Annotated in this window: 16 protein-coding genes; 12 read left to right on the top strand and 4 right to left on the bottom strand. The window is 69.6% G+C overall.

All coding sequences use genetic code 11. The features are described 5' to 3' along the window. Positions 1–225: 225 nt before the first annotated feature. The 9 genes from rpsB (at position 226) to ACIPY8_RS09380 (ending at position 6,877) form a co-directional block, all read left to right on the top strand. Positions 226–1,119: a 30S ribosomal protein S2 gene (rpsB, locus tag ACIPY8_RS09340; RefSeq protein ID WP_400817259.1), complete on the top strand. Its 894-nt coding sequence runs from the start codon at positions 226–228 to the stop codon at positions 1,117–1,119. A 44-nt stretch (positions 1,120–1,163) separates the two neighbouring features. Then, on the top strand, positions 1,164–1,991 hold the full coding sequence (tsf, locus tag ACIPY8_RS09345; RefSeq protein ID WP_400817260.1) for a translation elongation factor Ts: 828 nt from the start codon (positions 1,164–1,166) through the stop codon (positions 1,989–1,991). A 91-nt stretch (positions 1,992–2,082) separates the two neighbouring features. After that, positions 2,083–2,799, top strand: a complete 717-nt coding sequence (gene pyrH, locus ACIPY8_RS09350; protein ID WP_400817261.1) for a UMP kinase — start codon at positions 2,083–2,085, stop codon at positions 2,797–2,799. 67 nt (positions 2,800–2,866) lie between these two features. Beyond that, the gene (gene frr / locus ACIPY8_RS09355) at positions 2,867–3,421 is read left to right on the top strand and encodes a ribosome recycling factor (protein WP_400817263.1); all 555 of its coding nucleotides are present in this window, start codon (positions 2,867–2,869) and stop codon (positions 3,419–3,421) included. Between the two features lie 5 nt (positions 3,422–3,426). Next, the gene (locus ACIPY8_RS09360) at positions 3,427–4,566 is read left to right on the top strand and encodes a phosphatidate cytidylyltransferase (RefSeq protein WP_400817265.1); all 1,140 of its coding nucleotides are present in this window, start codon (positions 3,427–3,429) and stop codon (positions 4,564–4,566) included. After that, entirely contained in the window at positions 4,566–5,147 is a 582-nt protein-coding gene (locus ACIPY8_RS09365) for a DivIVA domain-containing protein (protein ID WP_400817266.1), read from the top strand. Before ACIPY8_RS09360 ends, ACIPY8_RS09365 begins: the two co-directional genes overlap by 1 nt. A 66-nt stretch (positions 5,148–5,213) precedes the next feature. Beyond that, the gene (locus tag ACIPY8_RS09370) at positions 5,214–5,864 is read left to right on the top strand and encodes a transglycosylase SLT domain-containing protein (RefSeq protein WP_400817268.1); all 651 of its coding nucleotides are present in this window, start codon (positions 5,214–5,216) and stop codon (positions 5,862–5,864) included. Between the two features lie 9 nt (positions 5,865–5,873). Then, positions 5,874–6,161, top strand: a complete 288-nt coding sequence (locus tag ACIPY8_RS09375; RefSeq protein ID WP_400817270.1) for a hypothetical protein — start codon at positions 5,874–5,876, stop codon at positions 6,159–6,161. Further along, on the top strand, positions 6,158–6,877 hold the full coding sequence (locus ACIPY8_RS09380) for an alpha/beta hydrolase (RefSeq protein WP_400817271.1): 720 nt from the start codon (positions 6,158–6,160) through the stop codon (positions 6,875–6,877). The genes ACIPY8_RS09375 and ACIPY8_RS09380 overlap by 4 nt, the downstream gene beginning before the upstream one ends. Here the strand turns inward: ACIPY8_RS09380 and ACIPY8_RS09385 are convergent. Further along, positions 6,874–7,923 carry an AI-2E family transporter gene (locus ACIPY8_RS09385; RefSeq protein ID WP_400817273.1) on the bottom strand — a complete coding sequence of 350 codons (1,050 nt, stop codon included), beginning with the start codon at positions 7,921–7,923 and terminating at the stop codon, positions 6,874–6,876. The genes ACIPY8_RS09380 and ACIPY8_RS09385 overlap by 4 nt on opposite strands. A 177-nt stretch (positions 7,924–8,100) precedes the next feature. Here ACIPY8_RS09385 and ACIPY8_RS09390 point away from each other — a divergent pair, with 177 nt between their 5' ends. Together ACIPY8_RS09390 and ACIPY8_RS09395 are read left to right on the top strand one after the other, a co-directional pair. Beyond that, entirely contained in the window at positions 8,101–10,080 is a 1,980-nt protein-coding gene (locus ACIPY8_RS09390; protein WP_400817274.1) for a glycosyl transferase, read from the top strand. Then, positions 10,077–11,012: a tetratricopeptide repeat protein gene (locus tag ACIPY8_RS09395; RefSeq protein ID WP_400817276.1), complete on the top strand. Its 936-nt coding sequence runs from the start codon at positions 10,077–10,079 to the stop codon at positions 11,010–11,012. Before ACIPY8_RS09390 ends, ACIPY8_RS09395 begins: the two co-directional genes overlap by 4 nt. Before the next feature lie 36 nt (positions 11,013–11,048). Here ACIPY8_RS09395 and glgB read toward each other — a convergent pair whose 3' ends face one another. From glgB to glgX, 3 genes are all read right to left on the bottom strand, one after another. After that, a complete protein-coding gene (gene glgB, locus ACIPY8_RS09400) occupies positions 11,049–13,256 on the bottom strand; it encodes a 1,4-alpha-glucan branching protein GlgB (protein WP_400817278.1) in 2,208 nt (735 codons plus the stop codon). Beyond that, on the bottom strand, positions 13,253–15,328 hold the full coding sequence (locus tag ACIPY8_RS09405) for an alpha-1,4-glucan--maltose-1-phosphate maltosyltransferase (RefSeq protein ID WP_400817280.1): 2,076 nt from the start codon (positions 15,326–15,328) through the stop codon (positions 13,253–13,255). Before ACIPY8_RS09405 ends, glgB begins: the two co-directional genes overlap by 4 nt. Positions 15,329–15,390: 62 nt before the next feature. Further along, complete coding sequence (gene glgX / locus ACIPY8_RS09410) at positions 15,391–17,463, bottom strand: glycogen debranching protein GlgX (protein WP_400817282.1); 2,073 nt, start codon at positions 17,461–17,463, stop codon at positions 15,391–15,393. 134 nt (positions 17,464–17,597) lie between these two features. Here glgX and ACIPY8_RS09415 point away from each other — a divergent pair, with 134 nt between their 5' ends. Next, entirely contained in the window at positions 17,598–18,773 is a 1,176-nt protein-coding gene (locus tag ACIPY8_RS09415; protein ID WP_400817284.1) for a cysteine desulfurase family protein, read from the top strand. Positions 18,774–18,778 lie beyond the last annotated feature (5 nt).

Genomic DNA, 18,778 nt, shown 5'->3' on the forward strand with positions numbered 1-18,778 from the left:
AGGGCGAGTGCCACGGCCGCATCCTGTATGCTGAAGGAGCACCTCGATTTCGGGGTGACTACGCGTGCCCACAGCGACGTCGTCGAGAGACGAAGGTCGTGGCATCCACTCCCACAGGTCCCGTTTCCGAACGGGCGGGTGTGCGCCGGGTGCCAGGAAGTCCGATCGACCGATCGGCTTGACAACCTCAACGGCGCAGAACCGCGCCAGAACCAGGAGACGACCATGGCTGTGGTCACCATCCGCCAGCTGCTCGACAGCGGCGTGCACTTCGGACACCAGACCCGTCGGTGGAACCCGAAGGTGAAGCGCTTCATCCTCACCGAGCGCAGCGGCATCCACATCATCGACCTCCAGCAGTCGCTCGGCTACATCGACAAGGCCTACGACTTCGTCAAGGAGACCGTCGCGCACGGCGGCACGATCCTCTTCGTCGGCACCAAGAAGCAGGCCCAGGAGATCCTCGCCGAGCAGGCGACGCGCGTCGGCCAGCCCTTCGTCAACCAGCGCTGGCTCGGTGGACTCCTCACGAACTTCTCCACCATCGCGAAGCGCCTCGCCCGCATGAAGGAGCTCGAGGAGCTCGACTACGAGAACCCGGCCGCCTCGGGCTTCACGAAGAAGGAGCTGCTGCTCAAGAAGCGCGAGCTCGACAAGCTGCACAAGTCGCTCGGCGGTATCCGCAACCTCACCAAGACGCCGTCCGCCCTCTGGGTCGTCGACGCCAAGCGCGAGCACCTCGCGATCGACGAGGCCAAGAAGCTCGGCATCCCCGTGATCGGCATCCTCGACACGAACGCCGACCCGGATGACTTCCAGTACCCGATCCCCGGCAACGACGACGCGATCCGCTCCGTCTCGCTGCTGACGCGCATCATCGCCGACGCCGCGGCCGAGGGCCTGCAGCAGAAGCACAACCCCGAGTCCGGCGACGTCGAGCCGCTGGCCGAGTGGGAGAAGGAGCTCCTCGAGACTCCCGCCGAGCAGGTCACCGAGGCCGAGGTCGTCGAGACCGCAGCCGACGAGGCCGGTGCCGAGGCGCACGACGAGGCTGTCGCGGCCGCTTCCGGTGAGGAGACCGCAGAGGTCGCCGCCGCCGAGGCCGCAGACGCCAAGTAATTCCGCGACCACCACACACATCACGAAGCAAGGAGCCACCACACATGGCCAACTTCACCATCGCCGACCTCAAGGCGCTGCGTGAGCAGCTCGGCACGGGAATGGTCGACACCAAGAAGGCGCTCGAGGAGGCCGACGGAGACGTCGAGAAGGCCACCGAGATCCTGCGTCTCAAGGGTGCCAAGGGCAACGCGAAGCGCGCCGACCGTTCCACCAGCGAGGGCCTGATCGCCGCTCGCGAGAACGACGGTTCCGTCACGCTCGTCGAGCTCGCGTGCGAGACCGACTTCGTCGCCAAGAACGAGCGCTTCATCGCGCTGGCCGACAAGGTCGCCGACGCCGTCGCCGCTGCCAAGGCGGACTCGGTCGAGGCTGCGCTGGCAGCCCCGGCCGGAGACAAGACCGTCGAGACGGTCATCTCCGAAGAGGCCGCCATCATCGGCGAGAAGGTCGAGCTGCGTCAGGTCCGCACCGTGGCCGGCGACAAGGTCGAGGTCTACCTCCACCGCACGAGCAAGGACCTGCCCCCGCAGATCGGCGTCGTCGTCGCCTACACGGGTGACGACGCGGAAACCGCTCGCAGCATCGCGCAGCACATCTCGTTCGCGAACCCCTCGTTCCTGTCCCGCGAGGACGTCCCCGCGGACGCCGTCGAGAAGGAGCGCGAGATCGTCACCGAGATCTCCCGGAACGAGGGCAAGCCCGAGGCGGCTCTGCCCAAGATCGTCGAGGGTCGCGTGTCCGCGTTCATCAAGCAGGTCGCCCTGCTCGAGCAGGACTACGCGAAGGACAACAAGCTCTCGGTCGCCCAGGTGGCGAAGGACGCCGGTATCACCGTCACGGACTTCGCACGCTTCAAGGTCGGCGCGTAGCACAGTCGAAGGGGTTCGGATCCAGGAGATCCGGACCCCTTCTTCATGCCCAGAAGGCACTATCTTGAAACGGGACGAGAGGACTACCCCCATGACCGAACGCACCGGACGCCGCCGCGTCCTCTTGAAGCTCTCCGGCGAGGCGTTCGGCGCCGGCCAGCTCGGCGTCAACCCCGACGTGGTCAGTCAGATCGCCCGTGACATCGCCGCCGCGGTCGATCGCGTCGAGATCGCGATCGTCGTCGGAGGAGGCAACTTCTTCCGTGGAGCGGAGCTGAGCCAGCGCGGCATGGACCGCGGTCGCGCGGACTACATGGGGATGCTCGGCACCGTCATGAACGCCCTCGCCCTGCAGGACTTCCTCGAGCAGGCCGGCGCCCCGACCCGCGTGCAGTCGGCGATCTCGATGACGCAGGTCGCGGAGCCGTACATCCCGCGCCGCGCCGAGCGGCACATGGAGAAGGGCCGCGTCGTGATCTTCGGCGCCGGCGCCGGGCTCCCGTACTTCTCGACCGACACGGTGGCCGCGCAGCGCGCGCTGGAGATCGGCGCGGAGGAGGTGCTCGTCGCCAAGAACGGCGTCGACGCGATCTACACCGCCGACCCCAACAAGCACGCGGATGCCGAGCGGATCGATCGCGTGACCTACCGTGACGCGTTGCAGCGTGGTCTGAAGGTCGTCGACTCGACCGCATTCAGCCTGTGCATGGACAACAACATGGACATGCGCGTGTTCGGCATGGAGCCCGCGGGCAACGTGACCAGCGCCCTCCTCGGAGAGCCGATCGGCACGCTCGTCACCGCCTGAGCGCCTCACCGGACTCCCGCGTCCGGCCCGATAGAATTCTCAGAACACCCCGACGATAGGAGTCACCGTGATCGCGGACGTCCTCGCTGAAACCACCACTCGCATGACGCGGGCGGTCGAAGCCGCCAAGGAGGACTTCTCCACGGTCCGTACCGGCCGGGCCAACCCGCAGCTCTTCCAGAAGCTGCTCGTCGACTACTACGGCACGCCCACGCCTCTCGCCCAGCTCGCCTCCCTGGCGAACCAGGAGGCGCGCACCCTCATCATCACGCCGTACGACAAGTCGGCGCTCAAGGCGATCGAGCAGGCCGTGCGCGAGATGCCCAACCTCGGCGCGAACCCCACGAACGACGGCAACCTCGTGCGCGTCACGATGCCGGAGCTCACGGCCGAGCGTCGCAAGGAGTACGTCAAGCTCGTGAAGTCCAAGGGTGAGGATGCGAAGGTCCACGTCCGCGGCATCCGTCGCAAAGCCAAGGATGAGCTCGACGCCCTCAAGAGCGAGCTCGGCGAGGACGAGATCGTCCGCGGTGAGAAGGAGCTCGACGTCCTCACGCGCCAGCACGTCGACCTGATCGACGACGCTCTCAAGCGCAAAGAGGCCGAACTCCTCGAGGTGTAGGCCGCATGACCGACGACCCCACCGGTGAAGACACCGACAAGCCGCATACGCGCCGTGAGGCGCGCGACTCGTCGACGTCGACCGGCGGCACGCCGTTGGCCGACGACGCCTTCCCGCGCTTCGACGCCGAGGCGATCCCGCCGCGCCCGCCGCTTCCCGACGAGCTGCCCGTCGTGCCTGTGGAGACCCTCGCGACGGGTGACCACAACGCGATCCGGGAGCAGTGGCGCGCCGCGCGCGACGAGTTCGGAACGCACGTCTCGAACGCCCGCGATCAGCTCGATCTGGCGAACGAGCGCATCAAGGAGCGCACGGGTCGCGACCTGATCGTCGCGATCCTGATCGGACTCGCGTTCGGCGGCGCACTCCTCGCGTCGCTCCTGTTCATCAAGGTGCTGTTCGTGCCGTTCGCGCTGGCCGCCGCGCTGCTCGGCGTGTACGAGCTCTCGCTCGCGCTTCGGACGTCCGGACGACGCATCGATGTGGTCCCGCAGCTGGTCGCCGCGGGTCTCCTCGTGCTGTCGGCGTTCTTCCTCGATCTCTGGCTCGTCTGGGTGACGCTGTTCCTCGCCGTCGCGTTCGTGATCGTCTGGCGCCTCGTGGCTCAGATGGTCGAGAAGGACGGTCGGACGTACGGCGACGTGCTCGCGGACGCCGTGATCGGCGGGTTCGTGCAGGTGTACGTGCCGTTCCTCGCCGCTGTCGCCCTCATCCTGCTCAAGCAGGACGGCGGGGAGTGGTGGGTGCTCAGCTTCATCGCGATCGCCGTGGCGGCCGACACCGGGGCGTACGCAGCCGGTCTCGCCTTCGGCCGGCACCCGATGGCTCCGCGCATCAGCCCCAAGAAGACGTGGGAGGGGTTCGGGGGAGCCGTCGTCGCCTCCGTGGCGGCAGGGGTGCTCCTCGCGATCTTCCTGCTGGGAGTGCCATGGTGGATCGGCGTGATCTTCGGCGTCGCGATCCTTCTGTCCGCGACCCTCGGCGATCTCGGCGAGTCGATGCTCAAGCGCGACCTCGGCATCAAGGACATGAGCTCCTGGCTCCCCGGACACGGGGGGCTCCTCGACCGCCTGGACAGCATCCTGCCGTCGACGATCCCCGCCCTGTGCCTGTACTTCCTCTTCTCCTCCTGGACGGTGCTGTGATGGCTTCTGACGACCTGCTCGACACGACCGAGGCGCCGCAGGCGCGGCCGGCGTTCACACTGACCGCGGGCCGTGTGCGCGGCTACCATCGCGCCGCGGTCGACACGTTCCTTGCCGCCGCCCGCACGGCGTTCGAGGACGGGGGAGAGCTCACCGCCGCCGACGTGCGCGTCGCCTCGTTCCCGCTCGTGAAGAACGGCTACGTCGTCGCCGAGGTCGACGCCGCCCTCGGCCGCGTCGAGGACGCACTGGCCGCGCGCTCCCGTGATCGGAGCGTTCGTGCGCAGGGCGCCGGAGCATGGGTCGAGCAGGCCCGCGGCGACGCCCAGGTGATCCTGGACCACCTCGCCCGACCCCGGCGCCACCGCTTCGCGCGCACCGGCGTCCTCACCTTCGGATACCGCGTCGACGAGGTCGACCACGTCGCCTCGCGGATCGTGCGCTACCTGCGTGACGGCGAGCCGCTCACGGCCGAGCAGCTGCGGGGAGCGGCGTTCCGGATGCAGCGCGGCGGATACCGCGAGGAGCAGGTCGACGCGCTGCTCGACGCGACGATCGACGTGATCCTGGCCGTTCGCTGAACGTTCCCGTGGCCGCTCCGGCGGTGACCGGGTAGACTGCCCCCTATCGTGAACTCCCGAAACGACATGACCCCTCATCGAAACGACGTGACGCCGGTGCCCGCATCGACCGCGCTGTCGGCGCGTTCGGGCACCCGTCGGCGCGGGATCGTCGGGTTCTTCGCCGCTCTGGCCGTGGTCGGATTCGCGGCGGCGCTCGTCGCTCCGACCGGCGTCGCCCTGGCGCAGCAGCCCGCCGAGGCCGAGACCGAGTCCGCGTACGCGGCGGCTCTGGCGGATACGCAGAACCTCACCGTCACCGTGGAAGGAGCGGAGATCGCTCCGGTCCAGCGCGGTTCCTTCTCCGTCTACGTGACGCCGAAGCCGACCCCGACGCCCACGCCGACCACCGCGTCCTCGGGATCGAGTTCCGGCGGGGGACCGCTCTACTACACCGGCGGTGGCGCTCCCGCCGAATGGATGGCCGCAGCCGGCATCGCCGAGGCGGACTGGGGCTACGTGGACTACATCGTGTCCCGCGAGAGCGGCTGGAACCCCAACGCGACGAACAAGTCCTCGGGCGCGTGCGGCCTCGTGCAGGCGCTCCCGTGCAGCAAGGTCCCGGGTAACGGATACGACCCCGTCGACAACCTGCGCTGGGCCACGGGCTACGCCACCGGCCGCTACGGCAGCTGGGCCGGCGCGCACGCGTTCTGGACCAAGAACCACTGGTGGTGAGCGGCGGCGATGCCCCGCTCGCACCGACGACGTCCGTCGCGCCCTGAGGGCGAGGACTCGCTGGACCGTCTCCTCGCCTCCTGGAAGAGGACCGAGGTGCGTCGGGGGACGGAGTGGACGGTGCAGCCGGTCTCCGGGCCCCAGGCGCAGAAGGAGTACATGTGCCCCGGATGCGGGCGCATGATCACCCCGGGAACGGCGCACATCGTCGCGTGGCGTGCGGACGGCGTCCTGGGCGACGCGGCGGACCTCGCCGCACGTCGGCACTGGCATACGCACTGTTGGAGGATGGCGTGAGCTTCGAGATCCGTGGACCGCTGGAGCTTCCGGCACGACGTGAGGACGTGGACCTCCGGACGGCGGACGGCCTGACGCTCGTCGGCGAGCTCGCCGTCCCGGAGACGTCCGCACCCGTCGCGACGCTCGTGACGCTGCACCCGCTGCCCACCGCGGGCGGCTTCATGGACTCGCACATCATCCGCAAGGCCGCGGCACGCCTGCCCGCCCTCGCCGACCTCGCCGTGCTGCGCTTCAACACGCGTGGCACGACCTCGCCCCGGGGCACGAGCGACGGCGCGTTCGACGGCGGAGCTGCCGAGCGACTCGATGTCGCGGCGGCGATGGACTTCGTCGGCGAGCGCTCCCTCCCGCGGCCGTGGCTGTTGGGCTGGTCGTTCGGCACGGAGCTCGCGCTGAAGTACGGGCGGGACCACGACGTCGAGGGCATCATCCTGCTGTCTCCTCCGCTGCACCGCGCGACGGACGAGGAGGTCGCCGCCTGGCGCGACTCCGGCACACGGGTCGTGATCCTCGTTCCCGAGCTCGACGACTATCTGCGTCCGGCCGAGGCGCGCGAGCGGTTCGCGTCGATCCCGCACGCGAACCTGATCGCCGTCGAGGGCGGAAAGCACCTCTGGGTCGGCGAGAGCCAGACGCGCCGTGTGCTCACCGAGATCGTCGCGGCTGTCAACCCGTCGGCGCTGCCGCTGCCGACGCAGTGGCCTGTCGCCTAGAGCTCGTTCATCCTCGGGATCAGCACCTGGCGGTAGATGATCAGGATGCTCGCCGCGACCGGGATCGCGATCAGCGCACCGAGCAGACCGAGCAGGCTGCCGCCGGCCAGCGCGGCGACCACGACCACCGCGCCGGGGACCGACACCGCCCGGCTCATGATGCGGGGCGAGATCACGTAGGCCTCGATCTGCATGTAGACGAGGTAGTAGATCGCGGCGGCGATGGCGATCCCGGGGGACCCGAGACCGGGGATCAGGCACACCAGGACGATGATCGTCGAGCCCGTGAGCGTGCCGACGAGCGGAATCAACGAGAAGAAGAACGCCACGACGGCGAGCACGGCGGGGAACGGCGCGCCGATGATCGACAGGTAGATCATGCTGAGGATGCCGTTGATGACGCCGAGCGACACCTGACCCATGACGTAGTAGCCGACGGAGTCGGTGATCTGATCGGCGAGGTCGACGAACCGGTCGCGCTTCGACGCGGGCGCCAGCTGGTAGACGGCGCGCTTGAGAGAAGGAGTGGATGCCGTGAGATAGATCGTCAGGATCAGCACGATGAAGGCCCCGAAGAGCCCCGTGACGACGGACAGGCTCGCGTTGATGACACTGTTCGTGATGTCGCCGAGGTTGGCGATGAGCCACGCCTGGGCCTCCTGGAGCACGCGCTCGACGTCGAGGTTCGGGAACGCGGCCGTGATCCACTCCTCGATGTCGCCGAGCAGGCTCGGACGGCTGACGATCACCGTCACCTGCGTCACGAGCTGCGAGATCTGGTCGACGAGCACCGGGATGACGATGAGGATGATCCCGGCGAAGACGCCGAGCACCGCGAGGATGGTGATGAGGACGGCCAGCCACCGGGGGAGCCGTCGGCGCTCGAGGAACGAGACGAGCGGATCGAGGCCGAGGCTCAGGAAGAGCGCGGTTCCCACGTAGAGCAGCACCGTGGACAGGCTCTGCACGCTGGTGATGAGGAGGATGCCGAGCCCGACGCCGAGCGTCGCCACGAGGGCGGTGCGGAACGGACTGTGGATCTTCATCGGACTCCTCGTGATCGGTACCTAAGGCTATCCGGCGCGGAGGTGCGCACCGACCGCGACGTGCCGCGGCGAGCCCGCGAGACATGCCTCGTGGGCAACACACAGGTGGTTTCGCTAGTCTGAAATGTCGAGTGTTGCGACTCGGGCGTGCGTCCGAGGCGCGTGAGGAGACTATTCGTGCGTTTCGTATGGGCTGTCGTGGCCTTCGTGCTGGCCGCGGGCCTGATCGGTGCGGGCATCGCCCAGCGCACCGTCTTCATGGGTCCCTCGAGCCAGAAGGTCTCGGTCGAGGTGGACGAGCCGGCGCCGTTCGTGCTGCTGGACGGGGAGGTGCTCCGCGAGCATCCGGGTGCGCAGACCCTGCGGGTCTCGGGAGACGGCGACGTCTTCGCGGCGTACGGTCGGACCGCCGACATGGAGGCCTGGCTGGCCGATTCCGATTACAACCACGTCAGCGTGGGGACGGACGGCGCCCTTGACGTCGAGCACGTCACCGCGTCCGTCGAGTCGACGGACGACACGAGCGCCGCGCCGCAGCCCACGGAGACTCCCGCGACCGATGACGCCGCGACGGACGATGCCGAGGCTCCGGCGCCGGGGCGCGACCCCGCGGGGTCGGACCTCTGGCTGGAGTCCTTCAGTGACACCGGCACCCTCACCGCCGGCATGCAGGTTCCCGAGGGCGTGAGCGTGCTCGTCGCCCAGGACGGCACCGCCGATGCTCCGAGCGACATCGTCGTGTCGTGGCCGCTCGACAACTCCACGCCGCTCGCCGGGCCGCTGATGGTCGCCGGAGGCATCGTGCTCGCCGCCGGTCTCGTGCTGTACGTGCTGGCGATCCGGCATCAGCGTCGAGGCCGCGGACCGCGTCGCAAGGGACCCGGACCGCTGCCGGCCACCGAGCCCATCGACCTGGCCCAGCTGCCGCCGTCGGAGCGCGCTGCGATCGAGTCCTCGTCGGTCGATGCTCCGTCGCACGATGCTCCGGTCGACGGCTCTGAGACCGCGGACACCCCGGTGCCGGGCGCCGGGGAGGGGACTCCCGCCGACACGGACGACGCTCGTCGTTCCGAGAGCCGCGCACACCCGACGCCGCGACGTCGGCTGCTCGCGATCCCCGCGCTCGCCCTGACGGCCGTGATCGCCACCGGCTGCTCCGCCGACTCGTGGCCGCAGTTCGGAGAGGGCACCCCGACGCCGTCGCCCAGCGCGACGGTGATCGCCCCCGAGAACCAGAAGCCTCCGGCAGTGACCGAGGCGCAGGCCAAGCGGATCCTCGAGGAGGTCTCGTCGACGCTCGCCGATGCCGACACGGCGATGGACATCGAGCTCGCGAAGACCCGCATGGACGGACCTGCCCTCGCGGCGAGGACCACCGAGTACGCGTTGCGCTCCGCGGTGCCCGAGACGCCCGTGCCGACGGTCATCCCGACCGATGACGTCGAGGTCGTGCTGCCCGAAGCGACCGACCGCTGGCCCCGGACGGTCCTGATGCTCTCGCAGAGCACCGGCGACGACACGGTGCCCCCGGTCATCCTGACCATGACGCAGCAGGACCCCTGGTCCCCCTACAAGGTGACGAACATCGCCGAGATGTCCGCGGATGCCGTGTTCCCGGACGTCGCCGCGGCGTGGCTCGGAACTTCTCTCGTGCCCGCGGACTCGGCGTTCCTGAGCCTGCAGCCCGGGCAGCTCGCCGCCGCCTTCGCCGACGTCGTGGACGCCGGGGATGCGAGCGCGTCGCACGGGCTGTTCGACGACACCGCCCTGAACCTCGCGAAGTCCATCCAGGACAGCCGCCAGACGGTGGTGCAGAACCTCGCCGACTCGGGCGCCGCGGAGACCTCGCAGACGTCCTTCGACATCGTGCCGGCCGACAGTGCTCCGGTGTCGATGACCACTCTCGGCAGCGGTGCGATCGTCGCCGTGTCCCTCATCGACTCCGAGAGCGTGACGCCGACCTCGGCCGACGCCGTGATCCGTTTCGACCAGAACGCGCAGGCGAAGGCGCTCACGGGTGTGACGGAGTCCGCCAAGGGCGTCACGACCAAGTACGAGTTCCAGCTCTTCTTCTCCGTCCCGGCGCAGGGCTCCACCGAGCAGATCAAGCTTCTCGCCGTGCACCAGGACCTTCTCTCCGTCGAGGTGATCAAGTGACCGATATCTCTCCCGCGGCCCTGCGCGGCGCCGTCGACCTGTCGAGCCTTCGCAACCGCCCCAGCCCCGCCGCGGGCGCGGCGGCACCGGTTCCCGCGGGCGCCGTGAGCGACGTCGTGGTCGACGCGACCGACGAGTCGTTCGGGCAGATCCTCGAGATCTCGCGCACGGTCCCCGTCGTCGTCGACCTGTGGGCGGAGTGGTGCGGTCCGTGCAAGCAGCTCAGCCCCGTCATCGAGAAGGTCACCCGCGAGCTCGGCGGTCGCGTCCTGCTCGCGAAGGTCGACGTGGACGCGAATCCACAGTTGGCGCAGGGCTTCCGTGCGCAGTCGATCCCGATGGTGGTCGCGCTCATCGCCGGCCAGCCGGTTCCGATGTTCACGGGCGCCGTCCCCGAGGAGCAGGTGCGCGAGGTCTTCGCTCAGTTGCTCCAGGTCGCCGCGCAGAACGGTGTGACGGGGACGTTGCCCGTGGGTGACGCCCCCGAGACCTCCGACTCGGAGCCCGTGGAGCCGCCGATGCCGCCCCTGCACGCCGAGGCCTTCGAGGCGATCGAGCGCGGCGACTACGCGGCGGCGATCATCGCCTACGAGAAGGCACTCGCGGAGAACCCCCGCGATGAGGACGCGATCGCCGGTCTCGGGCAGGTGCGTCTCCTCGACCGCGTGCAGAGCCTCGACCTGCAGGCGGCGCGTGCCGCGGCGGCCGCAGGCCCTCTCGACGTGCAGGCGCAGTTCGACGTCGCGGACCTGGACCTCGCGGGCGGACACGTGGACGACGCCTTCGGACGGCTCCTCGACCTGTTCGCGCAGCTCCCGTCGGCCGAACGCGCCCCCGTGCGCGAGCGTCTCGTCGAGCTGTTCGGACTCATCGGCGCCGCGGATCCGCGTGTCGTGTCGGCGCGGAACCGCCTGTCCTCACTGCTCTTCTGACGCTTTCGCGGCGGATCCGGTCTTCCGGGTCCGCCGTCAGCCGCGAGTGACGCTCGGGATGTGCGGGTCGTTCTGATGGCGCAGCCAGATGGTGGAGAGCGCCGGCAGCGTGACGGTCGCGACCGACGTGTCCGAGCCGTCCTCGGGGTGGGCCACCACCAGGCCGAGGTTGCCGGATCCGCGTCCGCCGAAGCTCTCCGCATCCGAGTTGAGGATCTCCTCCCACGCGCCCTCGCGGGGGAGCGCCAGCCGGTACCCGGTGCGTTCGACGCCCGCGAAGTTGCTGATGACGACGAGCCGTCCGCCGTGTGCGTCCCGACGCTCGAAGGCGATCACCGTGGGGTCCCAGCTGGGCGCACCGAGCCGTGAGAACGACAAGCCGTCGTTGTCGCGCTCCCACAGCGGCGCCTGCGCGCGGTACGTGCGGTTGAGCTCGCCGACGAAGCCCTGCAGCTGCGCGTGCGAAGGCTGGTCGAGCAGCCACCAGTCGAGCTCTCGCGACTCCGACCACTCGGCGAGCTGCCCGAACTCCTGCCCCATGAACAGCAGCTTCTTGCCCGGATGGCCCCACATGTACGCGAGATACGCGCGGACGTTCGCGAGCTTGTGCCAGTGGTCGCCGGGCATCTTGGCGAGCAGACTGCCCTTGCCGTGCACGACCTCGTCATGGCTGATCGGGAGCAGATAGTTCTCGCCGAACGCGTACACGAAGGAGAACGTCATCTCGCCCTCGTGGTGCGAGCGGTACATGGGGTCGCGCTCGATGTACTGCAGGGAGTCGTTCATCCACCCCATGTTCCACTTGAACCCGAATCCGAGTCCCGCATGGTCCGTGGGCGCCGTCACGCCCGGGAAGCTCGTCGACTCCTCGGCGATCATGAGGATGCCGGGGTGCAGCCGGTACGCGGTCGCGTTCACCTCCTGGAGGAACCGGATCGCCTCGAGGTTCTCCCGCCCGCCGTGGATGTTGGGCTCCCACTCGCCGTCCTTGCGCGAGTAGTCGAGGTAGAGCATGGATGCCACGGCGTCGACACGCAGCCCGTCGACGTGGAACTCCCGCAGCCAGTAGAGCGCGTTCGCGACGAGGAAGCCGCGCACCTCCGGGCGGCCGTAGTCGAAGATCAGCGTGCCCCAGTCCTGGTGCTCGCCGCGTCGCGGATCCGGGTGCTCGTAGAGGGGCTGCCCGTCGAACCCGGCGAGGGCGAACGCATCCTTCGGGAAGTGACCGGGGACCCAGTCCATGATGACGCCGATGCCGGCCTGGTGCAGGCGGTCGATCAGATGACGGAGATCGTCGGGGCTGCCGAAGCGGCTGGTCGGGGCGTAGTAGCCGCTCACCTGGTAGCCCCAGGAGCCGCCGAACGGGTGCTCGGACAGGGGCATGAACTCGACGTGCGTGAATCCGGCCTCGGTCACGTGGGCGATCAGCTGATCGGCGACCTCGCGGTAGCCGAGTCCCGCTCGCCAGGAGCCCAGGTGCACCTCGTACACCGAGAGGGGCTGCGCGACCGCGTGCGTGGCCGCTCTGCGCGTCATCCAGGCGCCGTCGCTCCACGAGTACGACGAGCGCGTCACGACCGACGCCGTCTCAGGGGGCACCTGTGCCGCCTGCGCCATCGGATCGGCCTTGAGTAACCAGGCGCCGTTGCGCGTGTGGATCTCGTACTTGTAGGTGGTTCCGACGGGGACGTCCGGGACGAACAGCTCCCAGATCCCGCTCACGCCCATGGAGCGCATCGCGTGCCCCTGGCCGTTCCAGCCGTTGAAGTCGCCGACGACGCGGACGCCGGTCGCGTTCGGTGCCCATACCGTGAAGGAGACGCCGGAGTCGCCGTCGAGGTCGCGAGGATGGGCCCCCAGAGCCTCCCAGAGGCGCTCGTGGCGCCCTTCGGCGATCAGGTGCAGGTCGAGATCGCCCAGAACGGGCGGATGGCGGTACGGGTCCCCGCTCAGTGTCTCCTCGTCGTCGCCGTAGGCCGTCGCGACGCGATACGCCACCGGCGAGCCGTCGTGCTGAGCCTCCCAGATGCCGTGCGCGACATGAGCGAGCTCGAGGCGCGTACCGTCGCGGAACACCGCGGCGACGGATGCCGCGAGCGGTCGGCGGACGCGGATGACGGTGACGGTGCGATCCGCCGCATCGGTGTGCGGATGCGAGCCGAGGACCGCGTGCGGATCGTGGTGCGCCCCCTCAGCGACGGCCGCCCAGTCGGCGGACGACGTGACGTCCTCGAGATAGCTCATGATCGCTCCCTCACCCTCAGGATGTGCACCGGCTCGTCGAAGGCGTCGAGTCGTACGTAGTTGTGATCGGTCCAGGTCCAGACCGCTCCCGTCAGCAGGTCCTCGACCTCGAAGGGCTCGCCGGGCACGACCCCCCAGATCGAGGTGTCGAGATGCACCGTGGTCTCGCGCACCGAGTGCGGGTCGACGTTGGCGACGACGATGACCGTGTCGGGGCGTCCGGTGGCCGTGAACACCGCGTCGAGGTGCTTGCTGTAGACGAGGACGGCGTCGTCGTCGCTCCAGTGCGTCGCGAAGTTGCGCAGCTGGCGGAGCGCGGGGTGCTCGCGCCGGATGGCGTTCAGGCGCCGCAGCAGGGGAGCGAGAGAGTCACCCGTCCGCTCGGCCCCCTCCCAGTCACGCACCTTGTACTCGTACTTCTCGTTGTCGATGTTCTCCTCGGACCCGGGGCGTGCCACGTTCTCGACGAGCTCGTACCCGGCGTACACGCCGTAGACCGGCGCGGCCGTGGCGGCGATGCAGGCGCGGATCCGATACGCGGCTCGTCCGCCGAACTGGAGGTACTCGGTGAGGATGTCGTGCGTGTTCACGAAGAGGTTCGGGCGCATGTAGTCGCTCGTGTCGTGGGCGACGCCGCTGAGGAACTCCTCGAGCTCGGCCTTCGTGTTGCGCCACGTGAAGTAGCTGTAGCTCTGCTGGAACCCCACGGCCGCGAGGGCGCGCATGACCGCCGGCCGGGTGAACGCCTCGGCGAGGAAGATCACGTCCGGGTCGTCGGCGTTCACCGTCGCGATCAGCCACTCCCAGAACTGCAGCGGCTTGGTGTGCGGGTTGTCGACACGGAAGATCTTCACTCCCTCGTGCACCCAGTGCTGCACGATCCGCAGCATCTCCGCGTAGATGCCCTCGGGGTCGTTGTCGAAGTTCAGGGGGTAGATGTCCTGGTACTTCTTGGGCGGGTTCTCGGCGTACGCGATCGTCCCGTCGGGAAGCGTCGTGAACCACTCGGGGTGCTCCGTGACCCAGGGATGGTCGGGAGAGGCCTGCAGTGCGAGGTCGAGAGCGACCTCGAGACCCTCTTTGCGCGCCGCGCGCACGAAGAAGCGGAAGTCCGCGGCCGTGCCGAGGTCGGGATGGATCGCGTCGTGGCCGCCATCCGGCGAGCCGATCGCATAGGGGGAACCGGGGTCGCCGGGCTCGGTCGTCAGGGTGTTGTTGCGCCCCTTGCGGTTGCTCGTGCCGATCGGGTGGATCGGCACTAGGTAGACGACGTCGAAGCCCATCCCGGCCACGCCGGGAAGACGTCGTGCGGCGGTGCGGAACGTCCCGCTCTTCACGGTGCCGTCCTTGAGCCGTCTCGCCCCTTCGGAGCGCGGGAAGAACTCGTACCAGGCGCCGACTCCGGCGGCTGTTCGCTCGACCAGGAGCGGACGAGGCCCGGTGACGGACCGGAGGGTGGTCAGGGGGCGCTCCCGGAAGACCGCCGCGACGGCGGGATCGGTCGAGAGGGCGAGGATGCGGTCGGGCTCTGCGGTCCGCAGCTCCAGGGCCGTCGCGGAGAGGAGCTTCCGCTGCGGAGCCGGCCGGTCCTTCTCTGCGGCGGCTCGGGCGAGGAGGTCTGCGCCGAGCGCCGCCATGACCGGGACGTCGACCCCGGCTGCGACCTTTAGCTCGGTCGCGTGCGCCCACGTCGCGAAGTCGTCGGAGAAGGCCTCGAACCCGAAGGTCCAGCCGCCCTGGAGGTCCAGCGCCACCTCGGCCCCCCACCGGTCCGTGCCGTCGAGCCGGGGGCGCAGGCGATGCAACGACTCCTCGCCGTTCGGTGCCGTCAGGCGCAACTGCACCCCGATGAGGTCGTGCCCCTCGCGGAACGCGACGACGCTGAACGGCACCACCTCTCCGACGAACGCCTTGGGCGTGAACCCGCCCGCGACGACGGGGGAGGGATCGAGCAGAGGGATCCGCGGCGTGCGGAGATCCTGTGCGTCCTGCGTCGGCCCGAACGGGCGCAGGGGGATCTGAGCGGCGCTCCGGAGAGCTGTCGGACGGGTGCTGCTCGTTCGTGCGGCCACATCCCGACAGTACCGCGCTGTCCGGATGCTCGGAAGCGCGCAGACATGCGGCGTGCCGTGTGCTACTCGACCCGGAAAAGACGCATCGACGTGCCGGGGACGGGGAGCACGTCGCCCGGGGCGAAGACGTCCTCCGCGGACGACGGGTGCTCGTCCGCGCTCGACCACAGCGACACGAAACGTGTCGCGCCCTCGAGATCCTCCGGGAGGCGGACGTCGATCGGCGACTCCGTGCCGTGCACGATCAGGAGGATGCGGTTCGCGGCCTCTCTATCCGGCGTCGAGGCGGCGACGTACTGGAGCGTGCGGTTGCCCGGATCGGTCCACTGCTCGCTCTCCATCGTCTCGCCGTTCTGGTCGAACCAGTCCATGACGGAGGCGTTGGGGATGTGCTCGCCGAGCCGCGCGTAGCGACTCGGACGGAGCGCCGGGTTCTCGGTGCGCAGCCGGATGAGCCGGGAGACGTGCGCCCGCAGATCCTCCTGCCACGGCTCGGGCTCCCAGTTCAGCCAGGTCAGCGCGGAGTCCTGTGCGTAGGCGTTGTTGTTGCCGCGCTGCGTGCGACCGACCTCGTCACCCGCCGTGAGCATGGGGATACCGGCGGAGAGCAGCAGGGTGCCGAGGAGGTTGCGCATCGCCTTGCGTCGGGTCGAGAGGATCCCGACGTCGTCGGTCGGTCCTTCGATGCCGTGATTGAAGGCGCGGTTCGTGTCGGCGCCGTCACGGTTGTTCTCGCCGTTGGCCTCGTTGTGCTTGACGTCGTACGAGACGAGGTCGTTCAGGGTGAAGCCGTCGTGCGCCGTGACGAAGTTGATGCTCGCGAGTGGACCGCGCTCCTCCGAGAACGTGTTGGAGGAGCCGGCGAGGCGTGTCGCGAACCCGCCGATCCCGACCGGTGCCGACGCCCGCCGCGCGTAGTCGATGTCGCTGAGCCAGAAGTTGCGGACGCGGTCGCGGTAGCGGTCGTTCCACTCGTGCCAGCCGACCGGGAAGTTGCCGGTCTGCCACCCGCCGAGACCGACGTCCCAGGGCTCGGCGATCAGCTTGGTGTCGCGGAGGATCGGGTCCTCCGCGATCGCTGTGAGGAGCGGGTGCTCGGGGGTGTAGGTGTGAGTCCCGTCGCGGGCGATCGCGGTCGCGAGATCGAAGCGGAAGCCGTCGATCTGCATCTCCTGCGCCCAGTACCGCAGCGAGTCGAGGACGAGGCGCGCCCCCGCATCCGTCGAGGTGTCGAGCGTGTTGCCGCACCCGGTCGTGTCGACGTACGCGCCGGCGGCGTCCTGTCGGTAGTAACTGGCGTTGTCGATGCCCCGCAGGCTCGACCGCGGCCCGCCGATGCCCTCCTCGGAGGTGTGGTTGTAGACGACGTCGAGGATCACTTCGAGCCCCGCCTCGTGCAGAAGCCGCACCATGCCCTTGAACTCGGCGAGCACGGCCTCCGGCCCTCCCTTGCGGGCGTCGTCGGTCGCGTACGCGGTGTGCGGGGTGAAGAAGTTCAGGGTGTTGTACCCCCAGTAGTTCGTGAGCCCGCGCTCCAGCAGGCGCGGCTCCGGCACGAAGGCGTGCACGGGGAGCAGTTCGATCGAGGTCACTCCGAGATCGTGGAAGTACGCGATCATCGCGGGGTGGGCGAGTCCGGCGTAGGTGCCGTGGAGTGCCGGTGGTACGTCGGGCTGGCGCTTCGTGAGGCCCTTCAGATGCCCTTCGTAGATGACGGTGCGGTCGAGCGGGATGCGCGGCTTCGCGGAGTCGCCCCAGTCGAAGCCGTCCTCGATGACGACCGAGCGCCACTCCTCGTAGCCGTCGCCCTGCGCGAGGCCCCGCGCGTAGGGATCGAGCAGCAGCGTCTCGGGGTTGAAGGTGTTGCCGGGGCCGTGCGGTCCGCCCACGCGGATCGCGTAGCGCGTGCCCGGCTGGAGCAGCGGCGTCGTGACCTCCCAGACGCCGCCGGGGAGGCGCTCGAGATCGACCTGATCGGTCGCCCAGTCGAGGTCCTCCGCATCGAACACGACGAGCTCGACGGACGAGGCGTTCTGCGACCAGATGCGCAGCGTCCCGACGCCGTCGTGCAGACGCACGCCGAGGTCGTCGAGGGTGGTTCCGCCGGGCACGGTGAGGACTCGGTTCGCGGGCATGAGTACACACTAGAGCGCCGAGCCCGGGTGTCAGACCAGTCCGCATCCGGTCCCACGCCGCGCAGGGAGGGCAGGTACGGATGGTCGTCCGTGAAATGGGCCCTGTCGACCGCGAGATGCGGGAGAGTGGAGGGATGCAGCACTATCTCGACCATGCCGCGACGACCCCGCTGCGCCCGGAGGCGCGGGCGGCCTGGCTGCGGGCGAGCGAGGTCGTCGGGAACGCATCGTCGACGCACGGCGCCGGGCAGGGAGCGCGGCGGCTGCTGGAGGAGTCGCGGGAGCGTATCGCCGCAGTGCTCGCCTGCGACCCGATCGAGGTCGTGCTCACATCCGGGGGCACCGAGTCGATCAACCTCGGGCTTCAGGGGCTCTGGTCTGCGCGCGCCGAGGGCGCGGACGCGATCGTGCTGCCGGACGCTGAGCACCACGCCACGATGGACACGGTCGAGGCTCTGGTGGCGGCGGGCGCTCTCGTCCGTCGTGCGCGCGTCTCGCCCACGGCCGCGATCGAGGTGGACGACTTCGCGGCGCAGCTGCCCGGAGCCGCCCTCGCCACCGCGCTCGTGGCGAACAACGAGGCAGGCACGCTGAACGACGTCACGGCGTTGTCCGCAGCAGCCGCCGAAGCCGGGACACCCCTGCACCTCGACGCCGTCGCAGCCCTCGGTCATGTCCCGCTGTCGTTCCGCGGACTGCGGGGGGAGGCCACGGCCGGCACCGGACTCGTGGCGCTGAGTGTCGCCGGTCACAAGATCGGGGCGCCTGTCGGCGTGGGCGCTCTCGTGGTCTCGCGGACCGCGCGGCTCAGCGCGCTGCTGCACGGAGGGGCACAGCAGCGCGGACTGCGCGCGGGGACGCAGGACATCGCGGGAGCGGCGGCCTTCGCGACCGCGGTCGAGCTCGCGGAGTCGGAGCGCGAGGCCGAGCACGAGCGGCTCTCCGCGCTGCGGGACCGACTGGTCTCGGGCATCCTCTCGCGGGTTCCCGTCGCCGAACTGCTGGGGGAGCCCGTCGACCGGCTCCCGGGCAACGCGCACATCCTGTTCCCCGGGGCCGTGGGGGAGAGCCTGCTCTTCCTCCTCGACATGCACGGTGTCGCGGCGTCCACCGGCTCCGCGTGCCAGGCGGGCGTCGCGGAGCCCTCGCATGTCGTGACGGCGATGGGGCGCACTGAGCAGGACGCACGCAGCGTGCTCCGCTTCTCCCTCGGGCGGACCTCGTCGGACGCCGACGTCGACGCCGTGCTGAGCGCGATCGGGGACGTCTACGCACGCGCATCCGGGTCCGGCCCAGGCGAGCGCTCGTAGACTGG

Origin of the sequence: Microbacterium sp. NPDC089696 (assembly GCF_044749125.1) — a bacterium.
Classification (GTDB): Bacteria; Actinomycetota; Actinomycetes; order Actinomycetales; family Microbacteriaceae; genus Microbacterium.